24 protein-coding genes are annotated in these 21,801 nt (G+C 36.5%); 20 read left to right on the top strand and 4 right to left on the bottom strand.

All coding sequences use genetic code 11. The features are described from left to right. Positions 1 to 42: 42 nt before the first annotated feature. A complete protein-coding gene (locus AC0L8O_RS09220; protein WP_473447518.1) occupies positions 43 to 978 on the bottom strand; it encodes a helix-turn-helix transcriptional regulator in 936 nt (311 codons plus the stop codon). Positions 979 to 1,095: 117 nt separating this feature from the next. Here AC0L8O_RS09220 and AC0L8O_RS09225 point away from each other — a divergent pair, with 117 nt between their 5' ends. From AC0L8O_RS09225 to AC0L8O_RS09235, 3 genes are all read left to right on the top strand, one after another. Further along, positions 1,096 to 1,629, top strand: coding sequence for a dihydrofolate reductase family protein (locus tag AC0L8O_RS09225; protein WP_473447520.1), 534 nt, complete (start codon positions 1,096 to 1,098; stop codon positions 1,627 to 1,629). Positions 1,630 to 1,789: 160 nt separating this feature from the next. Further along, positions 1,790 to 2,227, top strand: coding sequence for a DinB family protein (locus AC0L8O_RS09230; protein ID WP_473447522.1), 438 nt, complete (start codon positions 1,790 to 1,792; stop codon positions 2,225 to 2,227). 68 nt (positions 2,228 to 2,295) lie between these two features. Then, the gene (locus tag AC0L8O_RS09235; RefSeq protein WP_473447524.1) at positions 2,296 to 2,520 is read left to right on the top strand and encodes a cyclase; all 225 of its coding nucleotides are present in this window, start codon (positions 2,296 to 2,298) and stop codon (positions 2,518 to 2,520) included. Between the two features lie 149 nt (positions 2,521 to 2,669). Here the strand turns inward: AC0L8O_RS09235 and AC0L8O_RS09240 are convergent, their stop codons facing one another. After that, positions 2,670 to 3,185 (bottom strand): YhcN/YlaJ family sporulation lipoprotein, encoded by a 516-nt coding sequence (locus tag AC0L8O_RS09240; protein WP_473447526.1) that lies wholly within the window; start codon positions 3,183 to 3,185, stop codon positions 2,670 to 2,672. Between the two features lie 265 nt (positions 3,186 to 3,450). Here AC0L8O_RS09240 and AC0L8O_RS09245 point away from each other — a divergent pair, with 265 nt between their 5' ends. The 7 genes from AC0L8O_RS09245 to AC0L8O_RS09275 all read left to right on the top strand — a co-directional run bounded on the left by AC0L8O_RS09245 (position 3,451) and on the right by AC0L8O_RS09275 (position 6,691). Continuing rightward, positions 3,451 to 3,831, top strand: a complete 381-nt coding sequence (locus tag AC0L8O_RS09245) for an LbetaH domain-containing protein (protein ID WP_473447528.1) — start codon at positions 3,451 to 3,453, stop codon at positions 3,829 to 3,831. A 74-nt stretch (positions 3,832 to 3,905) separates the two neighbouring features. Beyond that, a complete protein-coding gene (locus AC0L8O_RS09250) occupies positions 3,906 to 4,148 on the top strand; it encodes an LbetaH domain-containing protein (RefSeq protein WP_473447530.1) in 243 nt (80 codons plus the stop codon). Beyond that, entirely contained in the window at positions 4,148 to 4,873 is a 726-nt protein-coding gene (locus tag AC0L8O_RS09255) for a DUF421 domain-containing protein (RefSeq protein WP_473447532.1), read from the top strand. The genes AC0L8O_RS09250 and AC0L8O_RS09255 overlap by 1 nt, the downstream gene beginning before the upstream one ends. Before the next feature lie 169 nt (positions 4,874 to 5,042). Next, positions 5,043 to 5,342, top strand: coding sequence for a hypothetical protein (locus tag AC0L8O_RS09260; RefSeq protein ID WP_473447534.1), 300 nt, complete (start codon positions 5,043 to 5,045; stop codon positions 5,340 to 5,342). A 96-nt stretch (positions 5,343 to 5,438) separates the two neighbouring features. Continuing rightward, positions 5,439 to 5,630, top strand: a complete 192-nt coding sequence (locus AC0L8O_RS09265) for a hypothetical protein (RefSeq protein WP_473447536.1) — start codon at positions 5,439 to 5,441, stop codon at positions 5,628 to 5,630. A gap of 103 nt (positions 5,631 to 5,733) precedes the next feature. Then, complete coding sequence (locus AC0L8O_RS09270) at positions 5,734 to 6,171, top strand: alpha/beta hydrolase (protein WP_473447538.1); 438 nt, start codon at positions 5,734 to 5,736, stop codon at positions 6,169 to 6,171. 7 nt (positions 6,172 to 6,178) lie between these two features. Further along, positions 6,179 to 6,691, top strand: a complete 513-nt coding sequence (locus tag AC0L8O_RS09275) for an alpha/beta hydrolase family protein (RefSeq protein ID WP_473447540.1) — start codon at positions 6,179 to 6,181, stop codon at positions 6,689 to 6,691. 632 nt (positions 6,692 to 7,323) lie between these two features. On the opposite strand, the gene AC0L8O_RS09280 is transcribed toward AC0L8O_RS09275, so the two are convergent. Together AC0L8O_RS09280 and AC0L8O_RS09285 are read right to left on the bottom strand one after the other, a co-directional pair. Beyond that, the gene (locus AC0L8O_RS09280; protein ID WP_473447542.1) at positions 7,324 to 7,554 is read right to left on the bottom strand and encodes a helix-turn-helix domain-containing protein; all 231 of its coding nucleotides are present in this window, start codon (positions 7,552 to 7,554) and stop codon (positions 7,324 to 7,326) included. Between the two features lie 10 nt (positions 7,555 to 7,564). After that, entirely contained in the window at positions 7,565 to 8,041 is a 477-nt protein-coding gene (locus AC0L8O_RS09285; protein ID WP_473447544.1) for a DUF2975 domain-containing protein, read from the bottom strand. Positions 8,042 to 8,284: 243 nt separating this feature from the next. Between AC0L8O_RS09285 and AC0L8O_RS09290 the strand changes: the two genes are divergently transcribed. From AC0L8O_RS09290 to AC0L8O_RS09335, 10 genes are all read left to right on the top strand, one after another. Next, the gene (locus tag AC0L8O_RS09290) at positions 8,285 to 8,605 is read left to right on the top strand and encodes a PadR family transcriptional regulator (RefSeq protein WP_473447546.1); all 321 of its coding nucleotides are present in this window, start codon (positions 8,285 to 8,287) and stop codon (positions 8,603 to 8,605) included. Beyond that, complete coding sequence (locus AC0L8O_RS09295; protein ID WP_473447548.1) at positions 8,595 to 9,194, top strand: DUF1700 domain-containing protein; 600 nt, start codon at positions 8,595 to 8,597, stop codon at positions 9,192 to 9,194. The genes AC0L8O_RS09290 and AC0L8O_RS09295 overlap by 11 nt, the downstream gene beginning before the upstream one ends. Continuing rightward, positions 9,195 to 10,148, top strand: a complete 954-nt coding sequence (locus tag AC0L8O_RS09300) for a DUF4097 family beta strand repeat-containing protein (RefSeq protein ID WP_473447550.1) — start codon at positions 9,195 to 9,197, stop codon at positions 10,146 to 10,148. A gap of 150 nt (positions 10,149 to 10,298) precedes the next feature. Next, positions 10,299 to 12,602 carry an ATP-dependent DNA helicase gene (locus AC0L8O_RS09305; protein ID WP_473447552.1) on the top strand — a complete coding sequence of 768 codons (2,304 nt, stop codon included), beginning with the start codon at positions 10,299 to 10,301 and terminating at the stop codon, positions 12,600 to 12,602. 257 nt (positions 12,603 to 12,859) lie between these two features. Next, positions 12,860 to 13,153 carry a heterocycloanthracin/sonorensin family bacteriocin gene (locus tag AC0L8O_RS09310; RefSeq protein WP_473448785.1) on the top strand — a complete coding sequence of 98 codons (294 nt, stop codon included), beginning with the start codon at positions 12,860 to 12,862 and terminating at the stop codon, positions 13,151 to 13,153. 148 nt (positions 13,154 to 13,301) lie between these two features. After that, on the top strand, positions 13,302 to 15,200 hold the full coding sequence (locus AC0L8O_RS09315; RefSeq protein WP_473447554.1) for a putative thiazole-containing bacteriocin maturation protein: 1,899 nt from the start codon (positions 13,302 to 13,304) through the stop codon (positions 15,198 to 15,200). Between the two features lie 2 nt (positions 15,201 to 15,202). Continuing rightward, positions 15,203 to 17,149 carry a TOMM precursor leader peptide-binding protein gene (locus AC0L8O_RS09320; protein WP_473448787.1) on the top strand — a complete coding sequence of 649 codons (1,947 nt, stop codon included), beginning with the start codon at positions 15,203 to 15,205 and terminating at the stop codon, positions 17,147 to 17,149. A gap of 17 nt (positions 17,150 to 17,166) precedes the next feature. After that, the gene (locus tag AC0L8O_RS09325) at positions 17,167 to 18,732 is read left to right on the top strand and encodes a SagB family peptide dehydrogenase (protein WP_473447556.1); all 1,566 of its coding nucleotides are present in this window, start codon (positions 17,167 to 17,169) and stop codon (positions 18,730 to 18,732) included. Positions 18,733 to 19,162: 430 nt separating this feature from the next. Next, positions 19,163 to 20,377, top strand: coding sequence for an ROK family transcriptional regulator (locus tag AC0L8O_RS09330; protein ID WP_473447558.1), 1,215 nt, complete (start codon positions 19,163 to 19,165; stop codon positions 20,375 to 20,377). Positions 20,378 to 20,505: 128 nt separating this feature from the next. Then, a complete protein-coding gene (locus tag AC0L8O_RS09335; RefSeq protein ID WP_473447560.1) occupies positions 20,506 to 21,765 on the top strand; it encodes an ABC transporter substrate-binding protein in 1,260 nt (419 codons plus the stop codon). Positions 21,766 to 21,801 lie beyond the last annotated feature (36 nt).

A 21,801-nucleotide genomic window follows, 5' to 3' on the forward strand; every position in this document is an offset into this window, starting at 1 on the left:
AACACAAAACTGTATTTAGACAAACAATGTCTTGAAGGCACCTTAATCTTCATACATAGTTAAAATCTCCTCAGCTTGCCTTCGTAATCCATCAATTAATTCCATTGGTTTTATTATTCGTGCATGACGTCCAAGTCTTAAAAATAAGGGTGTTATAAAACCAAGTTCATCTTTATCAATGATTGAATCTATGTAACCAGTTCCATCTTCTTGTGTGACAATAAAACCTTCAAAATAAGGAACACTTTTACATTGACGTACGCCCTCCGTTGTTAAATGTACATGCAACCGAATTGGTTTTTTTACTTCCTGATAGTCGAACCAGTCTTCTAAAGTCATAAATTCATCTTGATTTTTTTCATTTGAAATGATGGAAAGAATACGATCTACACGGAATAGTAAAATTTTTTTCTTATCATAATCGTAAGCGGGCAAATACCATAACCCATCATGTGCATATACACCGATTGGACGAATGTGTTTTTCCCTTACTCCTGTTTTTGATTCATATTGAATATGTACATCTCTATTCTCAATAGAATACTCTAACATTTCATTTAATAATGGCGAATCAATTGTTCGCTTAGGGTTCCAAAATGCAATATGTGAACGGATTTTATCTACTTTTGATTTTGCTTCACTTTGAAGTGAGTTATATAATTTATTTTCAACCGAGGTAATTTCAGCCCCGAATGGCAAACTTCGATAATATTTTAGCGATTGAAAAGCAAAGAAGATTGAAACGGCTTCTTCTTCAGTAAATAAAATAGGGGGAAGAAAAGAATGTGTTAATACGGTATAACCCCCATTCCGTCCTTGTTCAGCATAAATCGGCAATCCTATATCACATAAATCTACTATGTATCTATGTACAGTACGAATAGATATGTGAAATTCATCTGCTATTTCTTGAGCTGTAAATTTCTTTTTAGCCGTAACAAACAGTAGAATATCTAATAGTCGCTTGGATTTTGCCATTTTTCTCACCTTTTTTCGTTAATCATGCCATTACTTGTCATGTTTTACAGTTAGTATAGTGTATACCTTATGATTTTATCAATAAGGGAAATTCTATAAGAAAAAGGAGATCAAAGGATGTCACGTGAAATTGTTTTGTACATTGCCGCAAGTTTAGATGGATTTATTGCGAAAGAAGATGATGACTTACAATGGCTTGAAGATACAGAAGGGGAAGGGGACGCTGGATACCAAGACATGTATCAATCTATTGATACTGTGATCATGGGGAAAAAGACGTATGACTATATAGTAAAACATATGGAGCCATTTCCTTATCCTGACAAAAAATGTTATGTTTTCTCCACTACTGAAAAAGGTTCAAACGAATATGTGGAATTTGTAAATGAAGATGTAGTTGAATTTACCAAAAAGTTAAAAGCACAAGAGGGCTCTAAAATATGGATGGTTGGTGGAGGTTGTTTACTTGATTCTTTTTTAAAAGAAAATTTAATTGACGAATATATCATTACGGTCACACCTCATATTTTAGGATCGGGTATCCCTTTATTTAAACATAAGAAACCACAAATCGATTTAAATTTAATTGATATAAAACGGTTTGGACAGTTTGCACAATTATTTTATAAGGTGAATCAAGGTAAGAAATGATTTGGCAGTGCCTTTCTTGTATGAAGAAAGGCGCTTATTTCTATATCGGATCAATTGGTGTATATTTCCTTTACTTTGAAGGGGGGAGGATGCTATGGAAGAAATAGAATATGATTGGATAAAACAAACACGTCAAATCTTATAAGAACAATGCAGAGAATTGACTGAAGATGAAATTACAAAAGAAGTTGAATTTGGTTTTCAGAGCATTAGAGATACTTTCGTTCATGTGGCAGGCTGCTATCATGCATGGTTAGGTTCTTTTGTGCTTTCAGTAACAATATCTCCATTATTAATAAAGAAAGTAATGAATAATATGAAGGTAGATGATATTCAACGCTATTTTAAACAAGCGGATGAATATGTAGAGAGTGTATTAGAGCAATTCAGAAACAAATTTGATGAGCTTATCGAAAAAGAGCCTTCTTGGAAAGCAGGCAGTGGATTTATTAGAAAAACTCCACATCAGTTACTATTTCATTCAATTACTCATGAATCCCATCATAAAGGACAAATTGCTTCAATGATTCGATTACTTGGATATATTCCTCGTAATACAGACATATTGGGGTTGTCTGAAATGAATTTCGTAAAATAAACATTAGCCTGTCTTCCTCGAATGTGAATTTATACTAATCTAATACAATTTAAAAAGGTGGATGAGAAATGGATAAAAGAGTTCTTTTCGACTTTGAAATTGAGTTTACGAATGGTGGCGGAATACAAGGGCAGGAATTCCGTCTTGATATTGAGGGAAATGATATTTCTGACGAAGAATTAGCAAGGTATATTGTAGAGGATATGAGATTATTAATGGTCGGAGAAGTGCGCATACTTAACAAGAAAATAATAAATGAAAAACATAAACGAAATCTTGATAACCAGAAATAATGATCTATACACTGTACATGATAAAAAAGCTGCCAAATGAGGTAGCTTTTCTTTATTTCACTGTGATTAATCAAATTATAGGATGTTTTTTATGCTTTTAACTTAATTGAGGGCGCCTAACCGGTGCCCCCTTTTTATAAATATATCCTTTAGCGTGCATTCGGAAAGATTCTTTGTACCATCTCATTAAATTCCTCGAATAATCCACGTACTGGCTTTCCGCTTTGGATTTTATCCCCATAATCTCCCATACGATCAACGAAATCAGGATTACTTGACACAAAAACATTCCGAATATTGTTATCAGTAGATTTTACCTGTTCAGAGATTTTATTTTCAACTTCTTTTCTTACCTCGCCTTTTGAATCATCATTGAGTACTACTGCAACATATGCATTTCTATTCGTAACAATAACATTGGCATGTCTTACTTCTGATAAGTCTTCAATTTTATCCTGTGCTTCATCTGCAACCTGCATTCTTGTATTATTATTATTATTATTATTATTATTGCTATTGTTGTTATTTCGATTTGCAACATTTTGAATATTTGTGTCGTTGTTGTTTGCAGTTTTATTGTCATTTCTTGCTTCATCATTCATTGCACAACCAGTAATGAAGGCTATGGCAAACAAGCAGATTGAAATTTGTTTAAGTAATTTCATCAAAGTCCCTCCTAATTTAAGTTCGATAATAGAATGACCAATTTTATTTCTTTTATGTAATTGAAAAAGTTTATTGTCGCTCTATTTTTGTGTCAACAAGTCTGATCACCATCATTAAAGGGAATGTATAAGTACTTTTTCTTTACTTTCATTTCATTTCCTACCACAGACAATAGTGTTTCTATTTACCATAGTAGAAAAACATTCTAATCATAAAATAAAAAAAGGTTTTTAAATTTAAAAAGAATGAACGGTGGTTGAGAAAATGAAAACGAAAAATAAATTGTTCATGGGGCTTATTGCAACTTCACTTGTAGGAAAAGCAATAGAGATGATTAATAAGAAGGACAACGTAATTCCAAATACACAAACAACTTTTAATCTTAACCAAGATACTCCTGTTATAGACAAAACAGCATATATACACCATTTTGCCTCAGTTATCGGGAGTGTAAATATAAAAAAAGAAACGTTTGTAGGACCTTTTTCATCTATCAGAGGTGACGAAGGGTTGAAAATCCATATTGGAAATTATTCCAATATTCAGGATGGGGTTGTTATTCATGGAATGAAAAACTTTGAATTTGGAAGTAATGTAGTTATGAATTCAGTTTTAAAGACAATTCCCCTTTTTCTGTTTATATAAGTGAAAGATGTACGTTAGCTCCACAATCTCAAATCTTTGGACCAGCACGAATTGATTCTAATGTATTTATTGGTATGCAATGTCTTATTTTTGATTCTTATGTTCAGGAAAATGTTGTCATAGAACCGGGGGCAAAAATAATTGGGGTTACGATACCTAAAAACAGATATGTCCAAGCTGGTAGAGTGATTACTAATCAAGAGGACGCAGATGATCTTCCAAGTAATACAGAATCATACCATTATTTTAATATCAACGAAAAAATTGTTAATACCCATAGAGAACTAACTCTTGGATACCAAGGAGATAGGAAATAATGGAAGCAGATACATTAGTAGATATTTTGAAGATCTATGGAAGGATTATCACTATTATTCCTTGGCTTTTAATTGTGACTTTGTTTATGGGGAAGCGCTCAATAGGTGAAGTTCCTGTTTTTGATTTTTTGATCATTATCGTGCTTGGTGCTGTAGCTGGCGCAGATATTGCTGATCCGGATATTCCTCACTTATATACGTTTTTGTCGATATCAGCAATAGGTGGTTTACAAATTGTTGTTTCGAAATTAAAACTGAAAAATCGATTATTTGGGCGACTTATTACATTTGAACCCACAATTGTTGTCCAAAATGGCTCTTTTGTTGTGAAGAATTTAAAAAAGATTCGGTATTCATTAGACAATGTTTTACAAATGTTAAGAGAAAAAGATATTTTTGATGTCAATGAAGTAGAACTAGCGTTAATTGAACCAAATGGAAAACTCACTGCTTTTAAAAAATCTCATAAATCTGCTGTCACTATAGAGGATTTAGGAATAAAGAAGATATCAAGAAGTATCGCTTATCCTGTTATTGTGGAAGGTAACATAGAAAGTCATGTTCTCTCTCAATTAAATCTAAAAGAAAAGTGGCTTTTACGTGAGTTACAGAAAAAGGGGCTGAAAACTTCTGATATCTTCTTTGCATCAATAAATGCAAATCATGAATTGCACGTATCATTGAAAAGCGACCATAATATAACCGATGTGCAGATAAGACATTAAATTGATGTTTCTAGTAAATATTCATAATGAAAAAAGCCCCTAAACCTAAGTTCTCACTTTAGGTATTAAGGGTTTTTCCCTGTGATTATGGAAAAATAAACATGATACGTTAATCTATAATAGGATGTGACTTACAATGGTTGTTATTTAAGGGAAATGTTTTTAAATAATGTATCAATCATTATTAAATAGAACCATTTTTCATCTTATCAATTTCTGGACGATATTTTTCAAGCGGATAATACTTCATACAAATAACAATTACCAAGCAAATGATGGCAGGGATACCAAAACGAACAAAGTTCAACGTAAACATGGTTCGACCGGTTGTTGTCCAATTGCACCTCGGATATATACAGAAACAGCTAGTAATGCTAAAATCCCTGAATTAGTAATCGTGTTCCCACATTTTTACGCAAACCCTTTAAGAGAAGTGATCGTTACATTTAAATCAGGTCTAGCAATATAGTGCACCATAAAATACACAGAAGAAGCGAACATAAACCCATAGCCAACTGCTGCCAAAAACCAAACTGAGATAGCAAAAGCAGTAGTTGAAAGTTACTTGACCAATTTTATGCACGGTGAAATGCCACCACACGTTGCGTTTCAAATAATGAAAGGCATGACGTTTGGAGAATGCAAAGTTACACCGGAAACAGGTATTACTTCCAATCAAGTTGATGAAATACTGGAAAAGATTAATAAAATTGTAAATGGTACTTCAATAAATGAAAAATATCATGCTAAAATTTAAACAGGGAGTAATTGTAAATTCAATTATGATCTTGTAAAATGCGCAGCGAGATCGATCACATTTGAAGTGATAGGAGTAAATCAATAAACAAGGGGGAGAATCAATGAAATCTGAAGTGATAAAGTTCTATGATGATCGAGATGACGTAACACTAACATCATACGTGATCGCAGATTCACCGGAATTATTGGGTGGAAAGAAGAGACCTGCTATTCTTATTTGTCCGGGAGGAGCCTATTTAGCCTGTTCAGACAGAGAAGGAGAAGCGGTGGCACTAAGGTTTGCGGCTATGGGATATCATGCTTTTGTCCTTCGATATTCAACCTATATGGGAGGAGAGGTTGGATTTCCAAATTTTCAAGAAGAATTGAAAATGAAGGAACACTCCATTCACCCAACACCAATGAGAGAAATAGGAAAAGCGATGCTGACAATTAGGGAACATGCTGAAGAATGGCTTGTAGATGTAGATAAAATCGCCATCTGTGGATTCTCAGCAAGGCGCACACAATTGTGCTATGTATTCTGTGTATTGGGATAAGCCTATTATGAATGAATATTTCAATGAAAAAACCGAAATGTTCAAACCAGCAGCCACGATTCTAGGCTACACATTAAGTGATTATCTTTTCATGCGATCCTTCCCGAAAAGCCCTGTAGATTCCAAGCTTTTTGAAGCTGCGAATCTTGCGTTTACAGGGACCAAAGAACCTGATGAGGAAACACTTAAAGAAATAAGCCCGGTTTTTCACGTGTCGAAAAGTACGCCACCTATGTTCTTATGGGCGACGTCAGAGGATACATTAGTACCAGCACAACACACTCTAAGGATGGCACATGCACTTGCCGATAAAAACATTCCTTATGAAGTTCACATTTACGAAAAAGGACCACATGGTTTAAGCCTGTCGAATCAAGCTACATCCCAGGCGAAAAGCCAAATGGATCGCGATGCGGCTAGATGGATTATTGAAGCGGAGGCATGGTTGGAAAAGAGATTTGCTTTGGAGCTGCCTGAGCTAACACCATTTGAATTAATGGAAATGGAACACAAGCGTTAAAAACTTAAAATTTTATAAAAATAAACAAGACGATACTGTATGAATATGATTCTTACGTATCGTCTTTTCTTTATGTTTGAAATGGATAAAGTTTGTGTTCGATAGAGTCATAGTGATAGGGAATTTTTCCTTTAAGCTGATATAAGTTGCACACATTAGATTCGAGCAATAATCTCTTTGTTTTTAACATTATTTACCTTTAAAAACAACTGCTAAAATAGAAAAGGTTGATTTTGTATATATAGCAAATGAGGAGGAATTAAGTTGGGTAATTTAAATGTGAAAATGCTACAAAGCAATAAGGTACCTTATCTAGTAAAAAGCGGAAAAGGAGATCGATTGTCCCAAAGTATTGTCTTTGGGTTAAATCCTCATTTATGAATTTGAAACAAAATTCCGTAGTTGGTCGTAATTTGTCGGATTATGTCTAATAGCAAATAAAATTCAATAATCGCAAATAAATTTTCAAAATAGCAAATAAAATCCTGAAATCGAAAATAAATATCCAAAATCGCAAATAAAACAAATTTCATTTAAAAATGGCGGATTTCTAAGGACCAGAGGGACAGGTACACTGTCCCTATTTATATTCAACCTACACAGCTCTAAAAGGTCAATAACCCCGTTCAGATTTAAGGTGCATTACCATCCACTTCATCATCACTTCTATACTCCAAAATATCACCAGGCTGACACTCTAATGCCTTGCAAATTGCCTCTAAAGTGGAAAATCGAACAGCTTTTGCCTTGCCATTCTTTAAGATAGAAAGGTTCGCCATCGTAATTCCAACTCTTTCCGAAAGCTCAGTAACACTCATTTTTCGTTTCGCCAACATCACATCGATATTAATAATGATCGCCATTCATTTCACCTCAGACCGTTAATTCATTTTCTGATTTGATTGTTATTGCTTCTTGTAAAAGACGTTGAAGAACAGCGGCGAATACAGCGATGACGAGTGAAGCGAAGATAGGGACCATTCCAATGATGATAAGACCTGGTGCATCATCCAATTCTGCTAATAGGAAAACAAATGGAATGATGACTCCATACAAACCACTGATGGTTAATGCGCAGAATTTGATCACCTTTAAAACTCTAACAGACAATTCCGTGAAAGCCTGGTTTTTGTCAATGTAGCTTAATAGCTTAAAAGCCTGGAACAAGGCAATAAAAAAAGGGATTGCTGATATATACAATCCGATCACAATGGGATACAGGATATGGGCATAATCCGGATTTGCCGGATTATTAGTTAATTGAACCAATCCAAAAATACTCAAAAGTAGTACAGGTGTTCCGATAAGGAAGACAGCTGCCTTTAAAAAGAGTGTTGTACCTATTTTCATAAAAAAGCACCTCACATATATTTTTCGTTTATAAATTTATCATATAATTTATCGATTTACAATAAAGTTTTATTTATATTTATGATTGTTTTGTTGTTAAATAAATAGTCTAATTTCAATCAGAATAGACAATACAAAATTATCCAAAAATGGAATTGACGAAACGATATTATACGACGTATAATATGTTTGTTCCAATAATATACGCCGTATAATATTATAAAAGAAATTGGAGGTGTTCAAATGTCATTCCAATTGGGTTCCTCTTTACTTGATGCCTGTGTCCTTGCCGTATTGGCAAAAGAAGATGCATATGGCTATTCACTCACTCAGCAAGTACGTGAAATTATGGATATCTCAGAATCGACCCTATACCCGGTGCTTCGCAGATTACAAAAGAAAGAATATTTAACAACATATGACAGCCCATTTCAAGGGAGAAATCGCCGATATTACCGAATTACTGACAGTGGAATGGAAAAGCTCCAAGAACTTCGCAGTGAATGGGTGGAACACAAACAAAAAATTGAATCTGTTTTATTAGGAGGAATAGATGGTGAGTAAAGAAGAATATTTGAAAAAGCTCCGGGCAAAAATCAAAAAATTGCCAAGTGAAGAAATAGAAGAAGCAATTGACTATTATCGTGAGTATTTTGATGAGGCAGGCGAAGAAGATACCAAATCAGTTATTGCAAGACTTGGTTCGCCATCCTATGTCGCATCTCAAATTTTGGCAGATTATGCAATAAAAGACTTGGATAACCAAAAAAGTACAACGAAAAAGAACTTTTCGGCCATGTGGTTTATCATCCTTGCCATTCTAGCCTCGCCGATTGCTTTGCCACTTGTCCTTGTGATCATTTGTCTTGTATTTACCTTAATTCTGGTTTGTGGTGTAGCGATTCTTACTTTTTTTATCCTTGTTGTAAGTTTACCCATTAGTGGATTGTTCAGCTTATTTGCTGGCGTGTCGGTCATCGCACAAGATTGGCAAACATCCATATTCTTTAGTGGTATCGGCCTAATTACCATTGGAATTGGTGTGCTTTTATTTTCTCCTTTTCTACAATTCACCAAGAAGACTAGCTCAGGAATTGTGAAAGTATTGAAGAGATTGTTAGATAAAATGATTAGACGCAAGGAGGGAATCTAAATGAAACATACAAAAATCGCACTCACAATGATTATGATTGGAATCCTTCTTGCTGTCATAGGATTATTCAGTGGAACTAAATTTTCGATTATCTTAACAGATAATGGGTTGAAAGCAGTAGGAAAAGAAGATCGACAGAATGAGGAATGGGTATTGGAAGAATTCAATAATTTGGAGGTAGCTCTCTCGGACGCCAAACTAGAGGTTATTCCCTCTGATGAATATAAATTGGAGATTGAGAGTTTAGAAGGTACAAAAATCACACATACAGTTGAAAATGAAACACTTACGATTAAGGATCGAACATCACACGCAGAATTTACATTTGCCATGAACTTTATTGGAAACATTCAAAAAACAATCATTAAAATCTATGTTCCAGCCGATAAAGAGTTTGACAATGTTAGCATTGCGAATGATTTTGGAGATATAAAGCTGAACGAAATGACAACCGATAAATTGATGATCTTATCCAATGATGGAGATCTAGACATCAAGGACATTCAATCTAATACTGTAACAATTCAAAACGATTTTGGCGATACTAACGCCTCAAACGTAAAAATAAACAATTTAACACTAGAAATTAATGATGGGGACGCCGAATTTAATTCTGTTAATATTGCGAAAGAAGCAACTCTTTCAAATGATTTTGGTGAAATTTCATTACGTGACTTTACAAGTCATGGCACAAAAATTGAAAGCTCTGACGGGGAAATTTATATAAATGGTGAGCTCTTGGGAAAAACAAATATCGAATCCAGCTTTAGCGATATGGTGTTGGAATTAACAAATAAAGAAACTCAACTGAATTATCATATTCAGAATGATTTTGGCGATATAGTAGTGAACGGTGAAGAATATCAAACAAAAGCAACGAATAATATTGATTCTAATGATAAAATAACAATTCTTTCAAGTGATGGTGATGTTGAGATCTCTTTAGATAAATAAAACCATCTATAATTTTGGCGGCAAACCGGTTTAGAAGGATCGGATGCCGTCTATTTTTATTTATTGTTACATGACTCCATCCACCTTCCTTTTTGACAATGTCTGGTATACTTTATACGATACAACTAATCTTATCTATTAGGTGATAATATGCAACCTGAAATAAAGCTATCTGTACGTTCATTAGTTGAATATGTGTTTCGAAGTGGAAGTATTGATCAACGATTTCGAACTGCCACAACCCTTACGGAAGGAACAAAAGCTCATAAAGCCATCCAAAGGACGTATCAAGAAAATGATGAGAAAGAAGTCTTTCTAAAAACAGAAATTGAGTATGAAAAAATAATGTTCATCATTGAAGGTCGATGTGATGGGTTGCTATTTCGCGATGATAAAATCCTTATTGATGAAATCAAGTCAACTTCAAGAGAATTGAGTGACATAGAGGAAGAGTCAGTCCCTGTACACTGGGCACAGGCAAAGGTTTATGCCTATATATATGCCAAAGATTATCGACAAAACGATATGATTGTTCAATTAACTTACATACATGCTGTTACATCAGAGCAAAAGAAATTTCAAAAACTTTTTACTTATCAAGAACTCGAACAGTTTGTATTTGGATTAGTGAAGGACTATTTTCCATATGCATCTCTTATGCAAAACCATCAACTGAGAAGAAATCATAGTATGAATCAACTATCATTTCCATTTACCACATATCGAGAGGGCCAACGTAAGCTTGCAGGTGTCGTTTATAAAACCATTTCAGAGGAAAAGAATATTTTTGCAAATGCACCAACCGGTATTGGAAAAACCATTTCGACGATTTTCCCAACAGTGAAGGCGATCGGAGAAGGCAAGCTGGATCGAATGTTTTATTTAACAGCCAAAACCATCACAAGACAAACCGCAGAAGAAGCTTTTTCACTTATGAAAACTAAGGGATTGTGTATGAGTGCTGTTACGATTACAGCCAAGGAAAAAATCTGCTTTAAAGAAGAAACCATTTGTCAAAAGGAATATTGCGAATTTGCGAATGGATATTATGATCGAATAAATGAGGCTGTTCTCGATATTTACTCTAATGAAACGTTTATTAATCGTCAAAAAATCGAGGAATACGCGAGAAAGCATACGCTTTGTCCATTTGAATTTTCCTTAGACTTAGCATTTGTGGCAGATGCAATTATTTGTGATTATAACTATATTTTTGATCCAAAAGTGTCACTAAAGCGGTTCTTTGATGAACATAAACGACAATCCGCCTTATTAATCGATGAAGCTCATAATCTGGTTGATCGAGCAAGGGAAATGTTTTCAGCTGAATTACAAAAATCCGATTTTCTTTCATTAAAACGTGCTTATAAAGGGTCTGGTTTGTATGAATCAGTTCAAAAACTAAATAAATATTTTATTGAACTGAAGAAAAAGTGTTTTGAAAAAGGACATCTTGTGTGGCGGGAATTGGATGAACATCTGATCAACATACTTGAAGAATTTGTAGACAAGGCAGAAAAAGAATTAGTACAACCTTCAAAACAAGTTGAGCAATCAGGTCTATTAGAAACCTATTTTGCCGCAACTGGATTTGTTCGAATATCAAATCTCTATAATGAACAATATGTTACGTATGTCGAAATAGAGAAAAATGAAGTTCGCCTTAAAATGTTCTGTTTGGATCCTTCTCATCTATTACAGCAGGTTAGTAAAAAGTTTCGGACAACTGTCTATTTTTCTGCAACTCTTTTACCATTTCAGTATTATTTAGATATGTTAGGTGGTACGACAGAGGATTATACAATTTCGATTCCTTCACCATTTGCAAACGAACAAATAGAGGTATTTCTTCAACCTTTATCGACTCGGTACCAAGACCGGGAATATTCAAAAAAGCCGATCATTGATATGCTTTCAAAACTTTTGAAAGCACGCAGCGGAAACTATTTGATCTTCTTTCCTTCCTATCATTATATGAACAGTGTATATGATGACTTTACCACTAGCTGTCCGGACATTCGTACGATTATTCAGACGAACAGGATTGATGAGAAGGAAAGAGAACAATTTTTAGAAGAGTTCAAAGAAGATCGTACAGAACCATTTTTAGGTTTTGCGGTATTAGGTGGTATTTTTTCTGAAGGTGTTGACTTAAAAGGGAATAGGCTGAATGGTGTCATCGTTGTCGGAGTGGGTTTACCACAGCTTTGCCTGGAACGAAATATAATGAAAGACTATTTTCAAACAATAGGAAAAAACGGATATGATTACGCATATACCTTTCCTGGCATGAACAAAGTGTTACAGTCAGGTGGCCGATTAATCAGATCTGAGACCGATACCGGAGTAATAGTACTTGTTGATGATCGGTTTCTGACTCAGAAATATCAAGGACTTTTACCAAGGGAATGGAGGGATTTTGAATATGTTCAAAATCTCCCGATTGATCAATAAGTTTTGTTATCTTAAGGGAAACGATTAGTCGTTTCTCTATTTTTTTGTGCCCTGCAAGCCATTAACCTATTAAATCTTAGAAATAATTAGGCTCTTTCACCAGTAGCAATACCCACCCAATTTACATAATTTGTTGAAGAAGTATGTGATAACCAAAAAATCAGGTTTGAATTTACGTTTCCGTTTCTCGTCACTGGTCCCAGGTAAGTATTATGAGGAGGTTTTACTTAATGAATAATTTTCAGCAGGATCTTCAGATGTTAAATCTCGGAGATTACCAAGCTACTCAGGCTGTACCTTATGACCCGAATCAATACTATCAAGATGATGAAAGATTTTTCTTTGGTCTCGGAAATATTTTCCGCTGTTATAGCTGCTTTAATTGTTATAGCTGTTTCAGTTGTTATGGTTGCTCTAGCTGTTTCAGCTGCTATGGTTGCGGAGGTCGCTGTGGCGGAGGCCGTTGCGGTGGCGGGGGCTATTGTGGTGGCGGAGGCCGTTGTGGTGGTGGAGGCCATTGTGGCGGCGGAGGTCGCTGCGGAGGCAGATAAACTAAGTTTCGTAAAGAAATACGGCAAGCCTTTACATACTAATGTAGAGGCTTTCTCTTTGAAAAGTAACATAAGGGACAATTTACAGTACATAGGATGGTAGTAATGAATGGAAAGACTTTGGTAGCAACAGCTAAGGAGGATCGATATGACAAACTTATACCCTTCTATGCGTCTGAAGGTGAAAAGGGACACGTTTTTTCTCCCTGAAGCTAACAGCGGTGTATATTTTCGGAATAATGTAAGTTCGTTTCGTATGGAAGGCAGTATGATTGATAAGTGGGTTGAGAAACTAATACCGATGTTCAATGGAGAAAATACTTTAGAGAGTTTGACAACAGGATTACCAGGACCTTATCGTGATCGAGTGTACGAAATTGCTGAAACATTGTATCAAAACGGATTTGTTAAAGATGTAAGTCGCGACCATCCGTATCAATTGCCTGAACATGTCCTTAAAAAGTATGCTTCACAAATTGAATTTATTGATAGTTTTGTAGATTCTGCCGCGTTTCGATTTCAGACGTATCGTCAGGTAAAAGCATTGGCAGTTGGTTCAGGAGATATGTTCGTTTCATTGATCTCCGCATTACTAGAATCTGGGTTACCTAAGTTTCAAATACTCATAACAGATAGGAAACAGACAAATATACAGCGGCTGCATGAACTCATGGCACATGCCCGAAAAAACGATTCGGAGGTTGCAGTCGAGGAGATCTCACTAAGCACTTGGAGAGAGATTGTGAAGCCTTTTGATTATATATTATACGTGTCACAAGAAGGGAATGTAGAAGAGCTAAAACTTCTCCATACGATTTGTAGAGAAGAAAAGAAAGTGTTTATCCCTGCTTTATGTTTACAACAGATTGGGATGGCGGGGCCTGTCGTTTTACCAAGCTCAGAGTATTGTTGGGAATCTGCATGGCGCAGGCTTCACCGAACAGAACTCTTTAAAGAAAATCGAATTTCTTCTTTTTCCACAACAGCCGGGGCCATGCTTTCTAATCTCATTGTTTTTGAATTGTTTAAGAACATTACCGGGGTGACGGAGCGGGAAAAGAATAATCAAACCTTTTTACTGAATTTAGAAACGTTGGAAGGAATCTGGCATACATTTCTTCCTCATCCGATATGTAGTGGAAATAAGGTAACTAGAACTGTAGACGATTTTGATGAACGAATCCAGCGAGATCTGGAAAGAGAAGAAACAGGAAAATCACTTCTTTTTTTCAATAAGTTAACATCAAAGGCAACAGGGATTTTCCATATCTGGAATGAGGGAGATTTGCTGCAGCTTCCGTTAGCACAGTGCCGGGTTCAGCCAACAGATCCCTTGTCTGATGGACCTGCTGATTTGTTGCAAAGTGTCATCAGTTCGGGACTAACGCACGAGGAAGCTAGAAGGGAAGCGGGTCTCTTTGGAATTGAAGCATACGCAATGCGATTAACGGCCATGCTTGATCTGCCAACAAATGTTCAAATTGGTGCAGGTGAAACATTTACGGAAAGTGTCTATCGTGGGTTACAAAAGTGTTTAGTACAGGAGATGAAAAGAAGCCAGACAAACAATACCGATTCTCTTACTCGAATCAAGTTGAATACAGTAGAAGATGAACGATGCAGGTTTTATTTACAGTCCTTATCAACGATTCAAGGTGAGCCGTTGATTGGATTAGGAGAGGAAGTCCATGGCTTCCCTGCAGTGTGGATTGGGACGAAAAATGGATGGTATGGAAGTGTAGATACGAATCTAACACGTTCATTAAGAAACGCATTGCAACAGGCTCTTTATAAATTACAAAACAATGAGGATCCGATAAATTTTCAAGGTTTAACCGCAGCATCCGTACTATTTAATGAAAAAGCACAAAAGCAACTTAATATACCTGATGGTGAATCTCAGAAACATTCTTTGCTTTTGCAATCAGCACAGGAAGTATTGGGCCGAAATGGAAAGCGACTTGATATTTTTGAACTTGAACTAGAGCCAATTATAAAAGAAGGTTTAGCAGGGATATTTGGTGTAGTGGTTCGAGAGGAGGAATGATGGTGAGTGCTGATTTGCTGGTTGTTGGTGAAGGCTTACTGGCAGACCTTTTTTGTAAGGAGCTATCCTCAGAATTTCTGATTGTTCGAAAGACACATGTTGATTCAGTCGTACCGAAAACCATTGATTTAGCTCTTGTCTTGCATGATGAATGGAATCCCTCTATTTATCAAATCGCTGAAGTTGTGTATCGGGCAAGCAATACCCCATGGCTTCGGGGGTGTGTATCATTTGGAGAAGGTGTTGTCGGGCCTTTGGTTTATCCTGAAATTCCAGGTTGTTCTCAATGCGCCGATCAGCGCCGTATTATAACCGGAAGACATCGTAGAGAAATGTGGCAGATGCATAAAAGTTTAGAGGACACTGGAAAAACTCAACATGAAGCCTGGATATCGCGGACAGGATTATTACAGATGGTCTATCTCCTTAAAACAGAGATTCAAAGGTTTATAAAAGAAAAACATTCTCAAGAAGAGAAGAGGATTGGTTTCATCAACCTAAAAACATTGAAGAGTTCATGGCATTCCTTCCTGCACGTCCCACAATGTACGGTATGTAGTTCCATACCTGATGATTCACCGGAATTAGCTCGAATTTCCCTTCAGCAAAGTCCGAAAATCAGTATGGAAAGTTATCGTACACGTTCATTAGATGATCTGAAAAACGTGTTAGCTAAAGACTATCTTGATTCTCGAACAGGTCTGCTTAATGATAAGATGTTTAATCTCGTGCCTCCATTTGCGGATGTAAGTGTCAATTTACCTTTATTTGAGGGAGATGAAGGAACAGCCGGCCGTACAAATTCCTATGCTCAAAGTGAGTTAACGGCCATTTTAGAAGGATTGGAACGATACTGCGGCCTTGAGCCCCGTGGAAAACGGACGAAGGTATATGACTCTTATAAAAATGTAAAAGATCAAGCCTTAAATCCAAAATCGGTTGGTGTACATGAGACAGAACAGTATCAACGCCCGGGATTCCCCTTTGAAAAATTTGATCCTGACCGTCCAATGAAATGGGTCTGGGGCTTTTCTCTTTTGATTGAGCAACCGATTCTCATCCCGGAGTTACTTGCTTATTACAGTTTGGGGTGTGGATCACGAGGATTTGTCTATGAAACGTCAAACGGATGTGCACTAGGAGGAAGTTTAGAAGAAGCGATTTTTTACGGCATTATGGAAGTGGTTGAGCGTGATTCGTTTCTTATGACCTGGTACGCAAAATTATCTTTACCACGTATCGATCCATACTCCTCTGAAGATGAAGAACTAAAGTTGATGATTGAGCGGATGAGTACAGTTGGAGGATATGATCTGTATGTATATAACTCTACAATGGAACACGGAATTCCAAGCGTTGTGGCATTAGCAAAAAACAAAAAGCAAAAAGGGTTAAACCTAATCTGCGCAGCCGGGGCTCATTTGGATCCAGTGCGGGCTGTGAAAACCGCTGTTCATGAGCTGGCTGGCATGATGTTGACACTGGATGAGAAATTGGAGGCAAACAAAGAAGAATATGTGCGTATGTTACAAGATTCTTCCTTAGTCCAACAAATGGATGACCATGGTATGCTGTATGGATTACCACAAGCCGAAGAACGGCTGCATTTTTTACTTAACAATAAATCTCCGATAAAAACATTTAACGAAGTATTCAAGTGGAAGTCAAACCATGCTGATCTGACCGAAGATCTTCAAGATATCCTTCAAGCTTTACGGAGCGTAAACTTGGATGTCATTGTCGTTGATCAGACTACACCTGAACTTAAACAAAACAGATTACATTGTGTAAAAGTGCTGATACCCGGAATGCTACCGATGACCTTTGGGCATCATCTAAAGCGCGTATCAGGTTTAGAGCGGATATTGCGGGTCCCTAAGGAACTGGGGTATACGACAGAACCACTGACATATGAAAAGCTTAATCCACTTCCACATCCGTTTCCATAAGAAGGGAGGACGGAAGGATGAATCTTGATGAGTTTTTGCACAATCTCCATTTTGACGTCGACAAGGCAAGTATACCAAACTGGGAAGTGGATTGGGAAGATGGCCCCCTAGCTTACAAGCTTTACTATGACTTAGCTGAAATCCCGCTTTCTTTGGATATCCCATTATCGCTGGAAGGCCAGGATGCTCCAGAAAAGCCTGATCATAGGAAAATCGGTCACTTTCTTTGGTATGTTTATGGGATGACCCAATTTAACCAATCAGTTTTCCAGACGGATTCGACCGAGAATAATCTGGAAGTCATGCAATCTTATAGAAGGTTTGCTCCTTCAGGTGGAGGGCTGTATCCAAACGAATTATACGTCTATTTAAAAGTTGACGACTTACCTGAAGGTGTTTATCATTTTGATCCTTCACACCACCGCTTAGTCTTATTGCGTAAAGGCAATTTTGACGAATATCTTAACCGGACCCTCGGATACCAATGTGATCTTACATCTTGCTTTGGCACAGTTTTTATCTCCACGATGTTTTGGAAAAACTTTTTCAAGTACAATAACTTTGCTTACCGACTCCAAGGGTTAGACACAGGTGTACTGATGGGGCAGTTATTAGAAGTGGCTAAGCGTTTTGGATTTGAATCAGGTGTGTACTATCAATATCTTGATCGTGCGATTAACCATCTTCTTGGGCTCGTGGAACAAGAAGAGAGCATATATGCCGTCATTCCGTTATCAATAGAGCCAACCATTTGGTCAGGAATCCGTCATGGTATGATTGTCTCAGCTGCAGACCTTTTACTAGAATTACCTGCCATACACCATAAACATTATGTTAAATCAAAGAGAATGAAAGAGTTTCCGATGTTATTAAAAATGAATGAAGCTTCCGTACTTGATTCTACTAGGTTTCGATGGATCAAGGAAAAGGAGAATAGAAGAGTTGAGGGAAAGGTGATACCCTTACCACTGGTTAAACGCCTTTCGTATGATTTCAAATCTACCTGTCAAAAGCGAATGTCACCTGATATGGATTTCACTTTAGGTAAGGTAAGTCTAAACCAACTTGCCCACCTTCTAAATGAGGCGACAGCATCTTTCTATTATCGTAATGACATAGACGGAAGATATTTAACTGACACACGTATTTCTATTTTTGCCTGTTTGTATAATATAGAAGGAATCCCTAATGGAGCTTATTTCTATGACAACAGTGCACACGCATTGCGTCTGGTAAATCCAGGGGACCACAGGCTCATGCTGCAATCCGGTATGCCTTTAGGTAATGTAAATCTCCTGCAAGTACCGATCACCATACATGTTGTCGGTGACAAGGATTACGAGAAGGATTCACTCGGCTACAGAGGATATCGAATTCAACAGATGGAAGCGGGGATGCTCGTCCAAAGATTATTATTAGCAGCATCAGCCCTTGAGATGGGTGGCCACCCTCTCCTTGGTTTTGACGTTAATCTAAGCGATCAACTTTACAACTTGGATTCTCTAGGAAAAACAAGCTTCATTCAAATCCCAATTGGTCCTTATCGACAAAGACCTTGGTTAATGGGAAGGCTACATTCTTGAATCACAACTAAGACCTTAGCCGAAAAAGATACGAATAAAATATTAACCTTGATTAGCTCTTGCTATTCAAGGTTTTTTTGGTTCTTTAAAAGTAGATTTGATCATGTTTTTCAATAAGAATAAAGGAAAAAGGTAAGTCGATTAGAGGAAATACAAGATAATGATGAAATATCTATAATTAAAAAAATAAAAAATAAAGCGTTTACATTTAAGGTATAATCATTTAATATACTTAATAAAGGCACTGGAAAAAGTAACTGATGAAAAATAGTTGTGAGGAAGTCTTACAAACTTGTCGAAATCATCAAAATCACCATGTAAGCTCATAAATAAGGGCGAAGCAGGGGCTTTATACATATAATGCAAACTCTTATGTGAAAAACTAAATAAAGGCACTGGAAAAAGTAAGTTTTGAAAAGAGGATATATAAATGGAAATTCAACGAACAGGGGACTTAAGGTTAATACAGGAGTTAAATCGATCACTAATACTGGATACAATTCGTAAGCGTGGCGCAATCTCAAGGACTGAAATCGCCAAAGCCATTAAGGTGAGTCCGACAACGGTTACATCTGCTGTAGCTGAGCTCATAAATGAAGGGCTTGTTTTTGAGGATGGAGTGGGAAGTTCAAGCGGAGGAAGGAAGCCGGTATTACTTCGCTTTAATCCGAAGGCCCACTCAGTCATTAGTGTATCGATCACCAACTCTTTTATTAAAATTGCGGATATGGATCTTGAAGGAAACATTCTAAAAAAAGAAGTACATCCTACGAACAATTGCCTAGGGGATGAGATGATTCACCTTTTATTAGAAATTGTTGAAAGCTTTACAAAGAATAAACAGGACCTTGAAAAATGCCAGGGGATTTCAATTATCACTCCAGGGATTGTGGATGCGAATAAGGGGGTTATTTCCTATAACTCAAAATTGAAACTATATAACGTTGAGTTGAAAAAAATAATTGAGGAGAAAATTGGCTTACCTACTTTCGTTGATAATGACGCAAATGCATATGTCTTAGCAGAAAACTTTTTTGGATCATTTAGTCATTATAAAGATTTGCTATATGTAACAATTGGGGATGGTGTAGGATCCGGTATTTTAATAAATGGTTCGATTTACCGCGGTTTTCTTGGCAGCTCAGGAGAATTTGGTCATACAACAGTTGTTCAAGACGGGGTGAAGTGTGATTGTGGCAACAAAGGTTGTCTAGAAAACTATACAAATTGGCCGACCATCTATTCAAAAATCGTATCCGCGATCATCACGACTGGTTCTAATACTATCATTAAAGAGCTTTCCCAAAATGATTTTAACAAAATCAAACCTAAGACATTTATTGAGGCTGTTAACCGTCAAGATGAATTGGCAGTGGAAATTTTAGAGGAAGTTGTGAAATACCTTTCTATTGCCGTAACAAATATTGTTCATATGTTTAATCCACAAGTTGTCATTTTAAGTGGAAGTATTGTTCAAGACAATCCGCAGCTTTTAAAACGAATCAATGAAATGGTAGCAAGTAAGGTCATTCCGGTATTAAGAGATCGGGTTAACATCCAAAGTACATCACTTGGTCCGGATTTTGAATTACTCGGATCGGCAGCTGTGCTGCTTCATGGAAAGTTTAAATTTGAAATTTCTTAAAATTTCTCAACTTTTTAAGGGGGTGGTACTACTAGAATGACACTACATCTTAGAATAACAGATCGTTTTCCAACATTACTCTAGGTTTTGGTTTGTAAATCAAAGTATATAAAGGGGTGCAGGGAAAAATGAAAAAGATCGTTAGTTGGATCGTACTAACATTAATGGTTATCTCTTTAGTAGCATGTAGTTCGAATTCTAGTAGTGGAAAAGATAAGAAAACGCTTGAGGTTGCATTATGGGATGAAAATGCAAGCGATGCAGTTGATGCCTCAATTGAAGCCTTTAAGAAAGAACACCCGGATGTTGAAGTAAATGTCACATATACACCTTTTGCAGAATATTGGACGAAATTAAAAACAAGTTTAGGTGGCGGAAGTGGACCGGATGTTTTCTGGATGAATGGTCCGAACTTTTATCAATATTCAACACAAGGCTTAATTAAAAACCTTGAACCATTTATTTCCGAAGATGATTCATTTAACAAAGATACGTATTTCCCGGCTGTTGTTGATCTTTATTCATTAGAAGGAGAGTTATACGCTGCCCCTTATTTTGTTGATGCTGTTGGTCTATTTTACAATAAAGAAATTTTTGACGAAGCAGGCGTAGAATATCCGGATGAATCATGGACATGGGAAGACATAAAAACTGCCGGTGAAAAATTAACGAACCCTGACAAAGGCATATATGGCTATGCCGCACATACTGTATCAAGTCAGCCGGGTTACTACAACTTAATGCACCAGGCAGGCGGTTATGTCATCAGTGATGATAAAACAACTTCAGGATTTAACACCCCAGAGGCTAAAGAAGCTTTCACCTTTTTAAAAGAATTACAGGATAAAGGTATATCTCCATCCACACAATCTCAAATTGAAACAGAAGTTGAACAATTATTTATCTCAAATAAACTTGCAATGATACCGGCAATTAATGTTAAGGCCTCTACATATACGGAGGAATTAGGAGATTCCGTCGGAGTTGCACCACTTCCGGCAGGTAAGCAGGAAGCAACGATTGTCCATGGTATTGGCTGGGCAATGAATGAAAAAACAAAAGATGAAGACTTAACATGGGAATTAGTTAAGTATTTATCAAATGAAGATGGAAACCGCGTAATTGCTGAAACAGGTTTTTCAATCCCGGCAATTAAATCGATGAGTGATGTTTGGAAAGAATCATTACCATCATTGGATTTACAAGTCTTTATTGATGCACAAGAGTCAGGAGCTGCTTATCCAGTATCAAAACGTACCGCAGAATGGCAAGATGTTGAAACAAAAGAAATTCAGGCAGCCTTTTTAGGTCAACAGACAATTGACGAGGCGTTAGAAAAAATTGGTACAGAAATGAATGCCATATTGGAAGAAGAACAAAAAGAATAATAGAAGTTTGAGAAGGGTTTATCACATATGAAAATG

Source organism: Metabacillus sp. KJ11-3 (assembly GCF_055808295.1).

What these genes read in the sequence shown, in the direction of transcription:
- AC0L8O_RS09280 (WP_473447542.1), bottom strand. Translation starts at nt 7,554, where the DNA reads ATGGCGATCATTATTAATATCGATGTGATGTTGGCGAAACGAAAAATG.
- AC0L8O_RS09220 (WP_473447518.1), bottom strand. Translation starts at nt 978, where the DNA reads ATGGCAAAATCCAAGCGACTATTAGATATTCTACTGTTTGTTACGGCT.
- AC0L8O_RS09305 (WP_473447552.1), top strand. Translation starts at nt 10,299, where the DNA reads ATGCAACCTGAAATAAAGCTATCTGTACGTTCATTAGTTGAATATGTG.
- AC0L8O_RS09285 (WP_473447544.1), bottom strand. Translation starts at nt 8,041, where the DNA reads ATGAAAATAGGTACAACACTCTTTTTAAAGGCAGCTGTCTTCCTTATC.
- AC0L8O_RS09255 (WP_473447532.1), top strand. Translation starts at nt 4,148, where the DNA reads ATGGAAGCAGATACATTAGTAGATATTTTGAAGATCTATGGAAGGATT.
- AC0L8O_RS09335 (WP_473447560.1), top strand. Translation starts at nt 20,506, where the DNA reads ATGAAAAAGATCGTTAGTTGGATCGTACTAACATTAATGGTTATCTCT.
- AC0L8O_RS09235 (WP_473447524.1), top strand. Translation starts at nt 2,296, where the DNA reads ATGGATAAAAGAGTTCTTTTCGACTTTGAAATTGAGTTTACGAATGGT.
- AC0L8O_RS09270 (WP_473447538.1), top strand. Translation starts at nt 5,734, where the DNA reads ATGAAATCTGAAGTGATAAAGTTCTATGATGATCGAGATGACGTAACA.
- AC0L8O_RS09325 (WP_473447556.1), top strand. Translation starts at nt 17,167, where the DNA reads ATGAATCTTGATGAGTTTTTGCACAATCTCCATTTTGACGTCGACAAG.
- AC0L8O_RS09290 (WP_473447546.1), top strand. Translation starts at nt 8,285, where the DNA reads ATGTCATTCCAATTGGGTTCCTCTTTACTTGATGCCTGTGTCCTTGCC.
- AC0L8O_RS09310 (WP_473448785.1), top strand. Translation starts at nt 12,860, where the DNA reads ATGTTAAATCTCGGAGATTACCAAGCTACTCAGGCTGTACCTTATGAC.
- AC0L8O_RS09260 (WP_473447534.1), top strand. Translation starts at nt 5,043, where the DNA reads ATGTATCAATCATTATTAAATAGAACCATTTTTCATCTTATCAATTTC.
- AC0L8O_RS09300 (WP_473447550.1), top strand. Translation starts at nt 9,195, where the DNA reads ATGAAACATACAAAAATCGCACTCACAATGATTATGATTGGAATCCTT.
- AC0L8O_RS09240 (WP_473447526.1), bottom strand. Translation starts at nt 3,185, where the DNA reads ATGAAATTACTTAAACAAATTTCAATCTGCTTGTTTGCCATAGCCTTC.
- AC0L8O_RS09315 (WP_473447554.1), top strand. Translation starts at nt 13,302, where the DNA reads ATGACAAACTTATACCCTTCTATGCGTCTGAAGGTGAAAAGGGACACG.
- AC0L8O_RS09295 (WP_473447548.1), top strand. Translation starts at nt 8,595, where the DNA reads ATGGTGAGTAAAGAAGAATATTTGAAAAAGCTCCGGGCAAAAATCAAA.
- AC0L8O_RS09225 (WP_473447520.1), top strand. Translation starts at nt 1,096, where the DNA reads ATGTCACGTGAAATTGTTTTGTACATTGCCGCAAGTTTAGATGGATTT.
- AC0L8O_RS09250 (WP_473447530.1), top strand. Translation starts at nt 3,906, where the DNA reads ATGCAATGTCTTATTTTTGATTCTTATGTTCAGGAAAATGTTGTCATA.
- AC0L8O_RS09330 (WP_473447558.1), top strand. Translation starts at nt 19,163, where the DNA reads ATGGAAATTCAACGAACAGGGGACTTAAGGTTAATACAGGAGTTAAAT.
- AC0L8O_RS09275 (WP_473447540.1), top strand. Translation starts at nt 6,179, where the DNA reads ATGAATGAATATTTCAATGAAAAAACCGAAATGTTCAAACCAGCAGCC.
- AC0L8O_RS09245 (WP_473447528.1), top strand. Translation starts at nt 3,451, where the DNA reads ATGAAAACGAAAAATAAATTGTTCATGGGGCTTATTGCAACTTCACTT.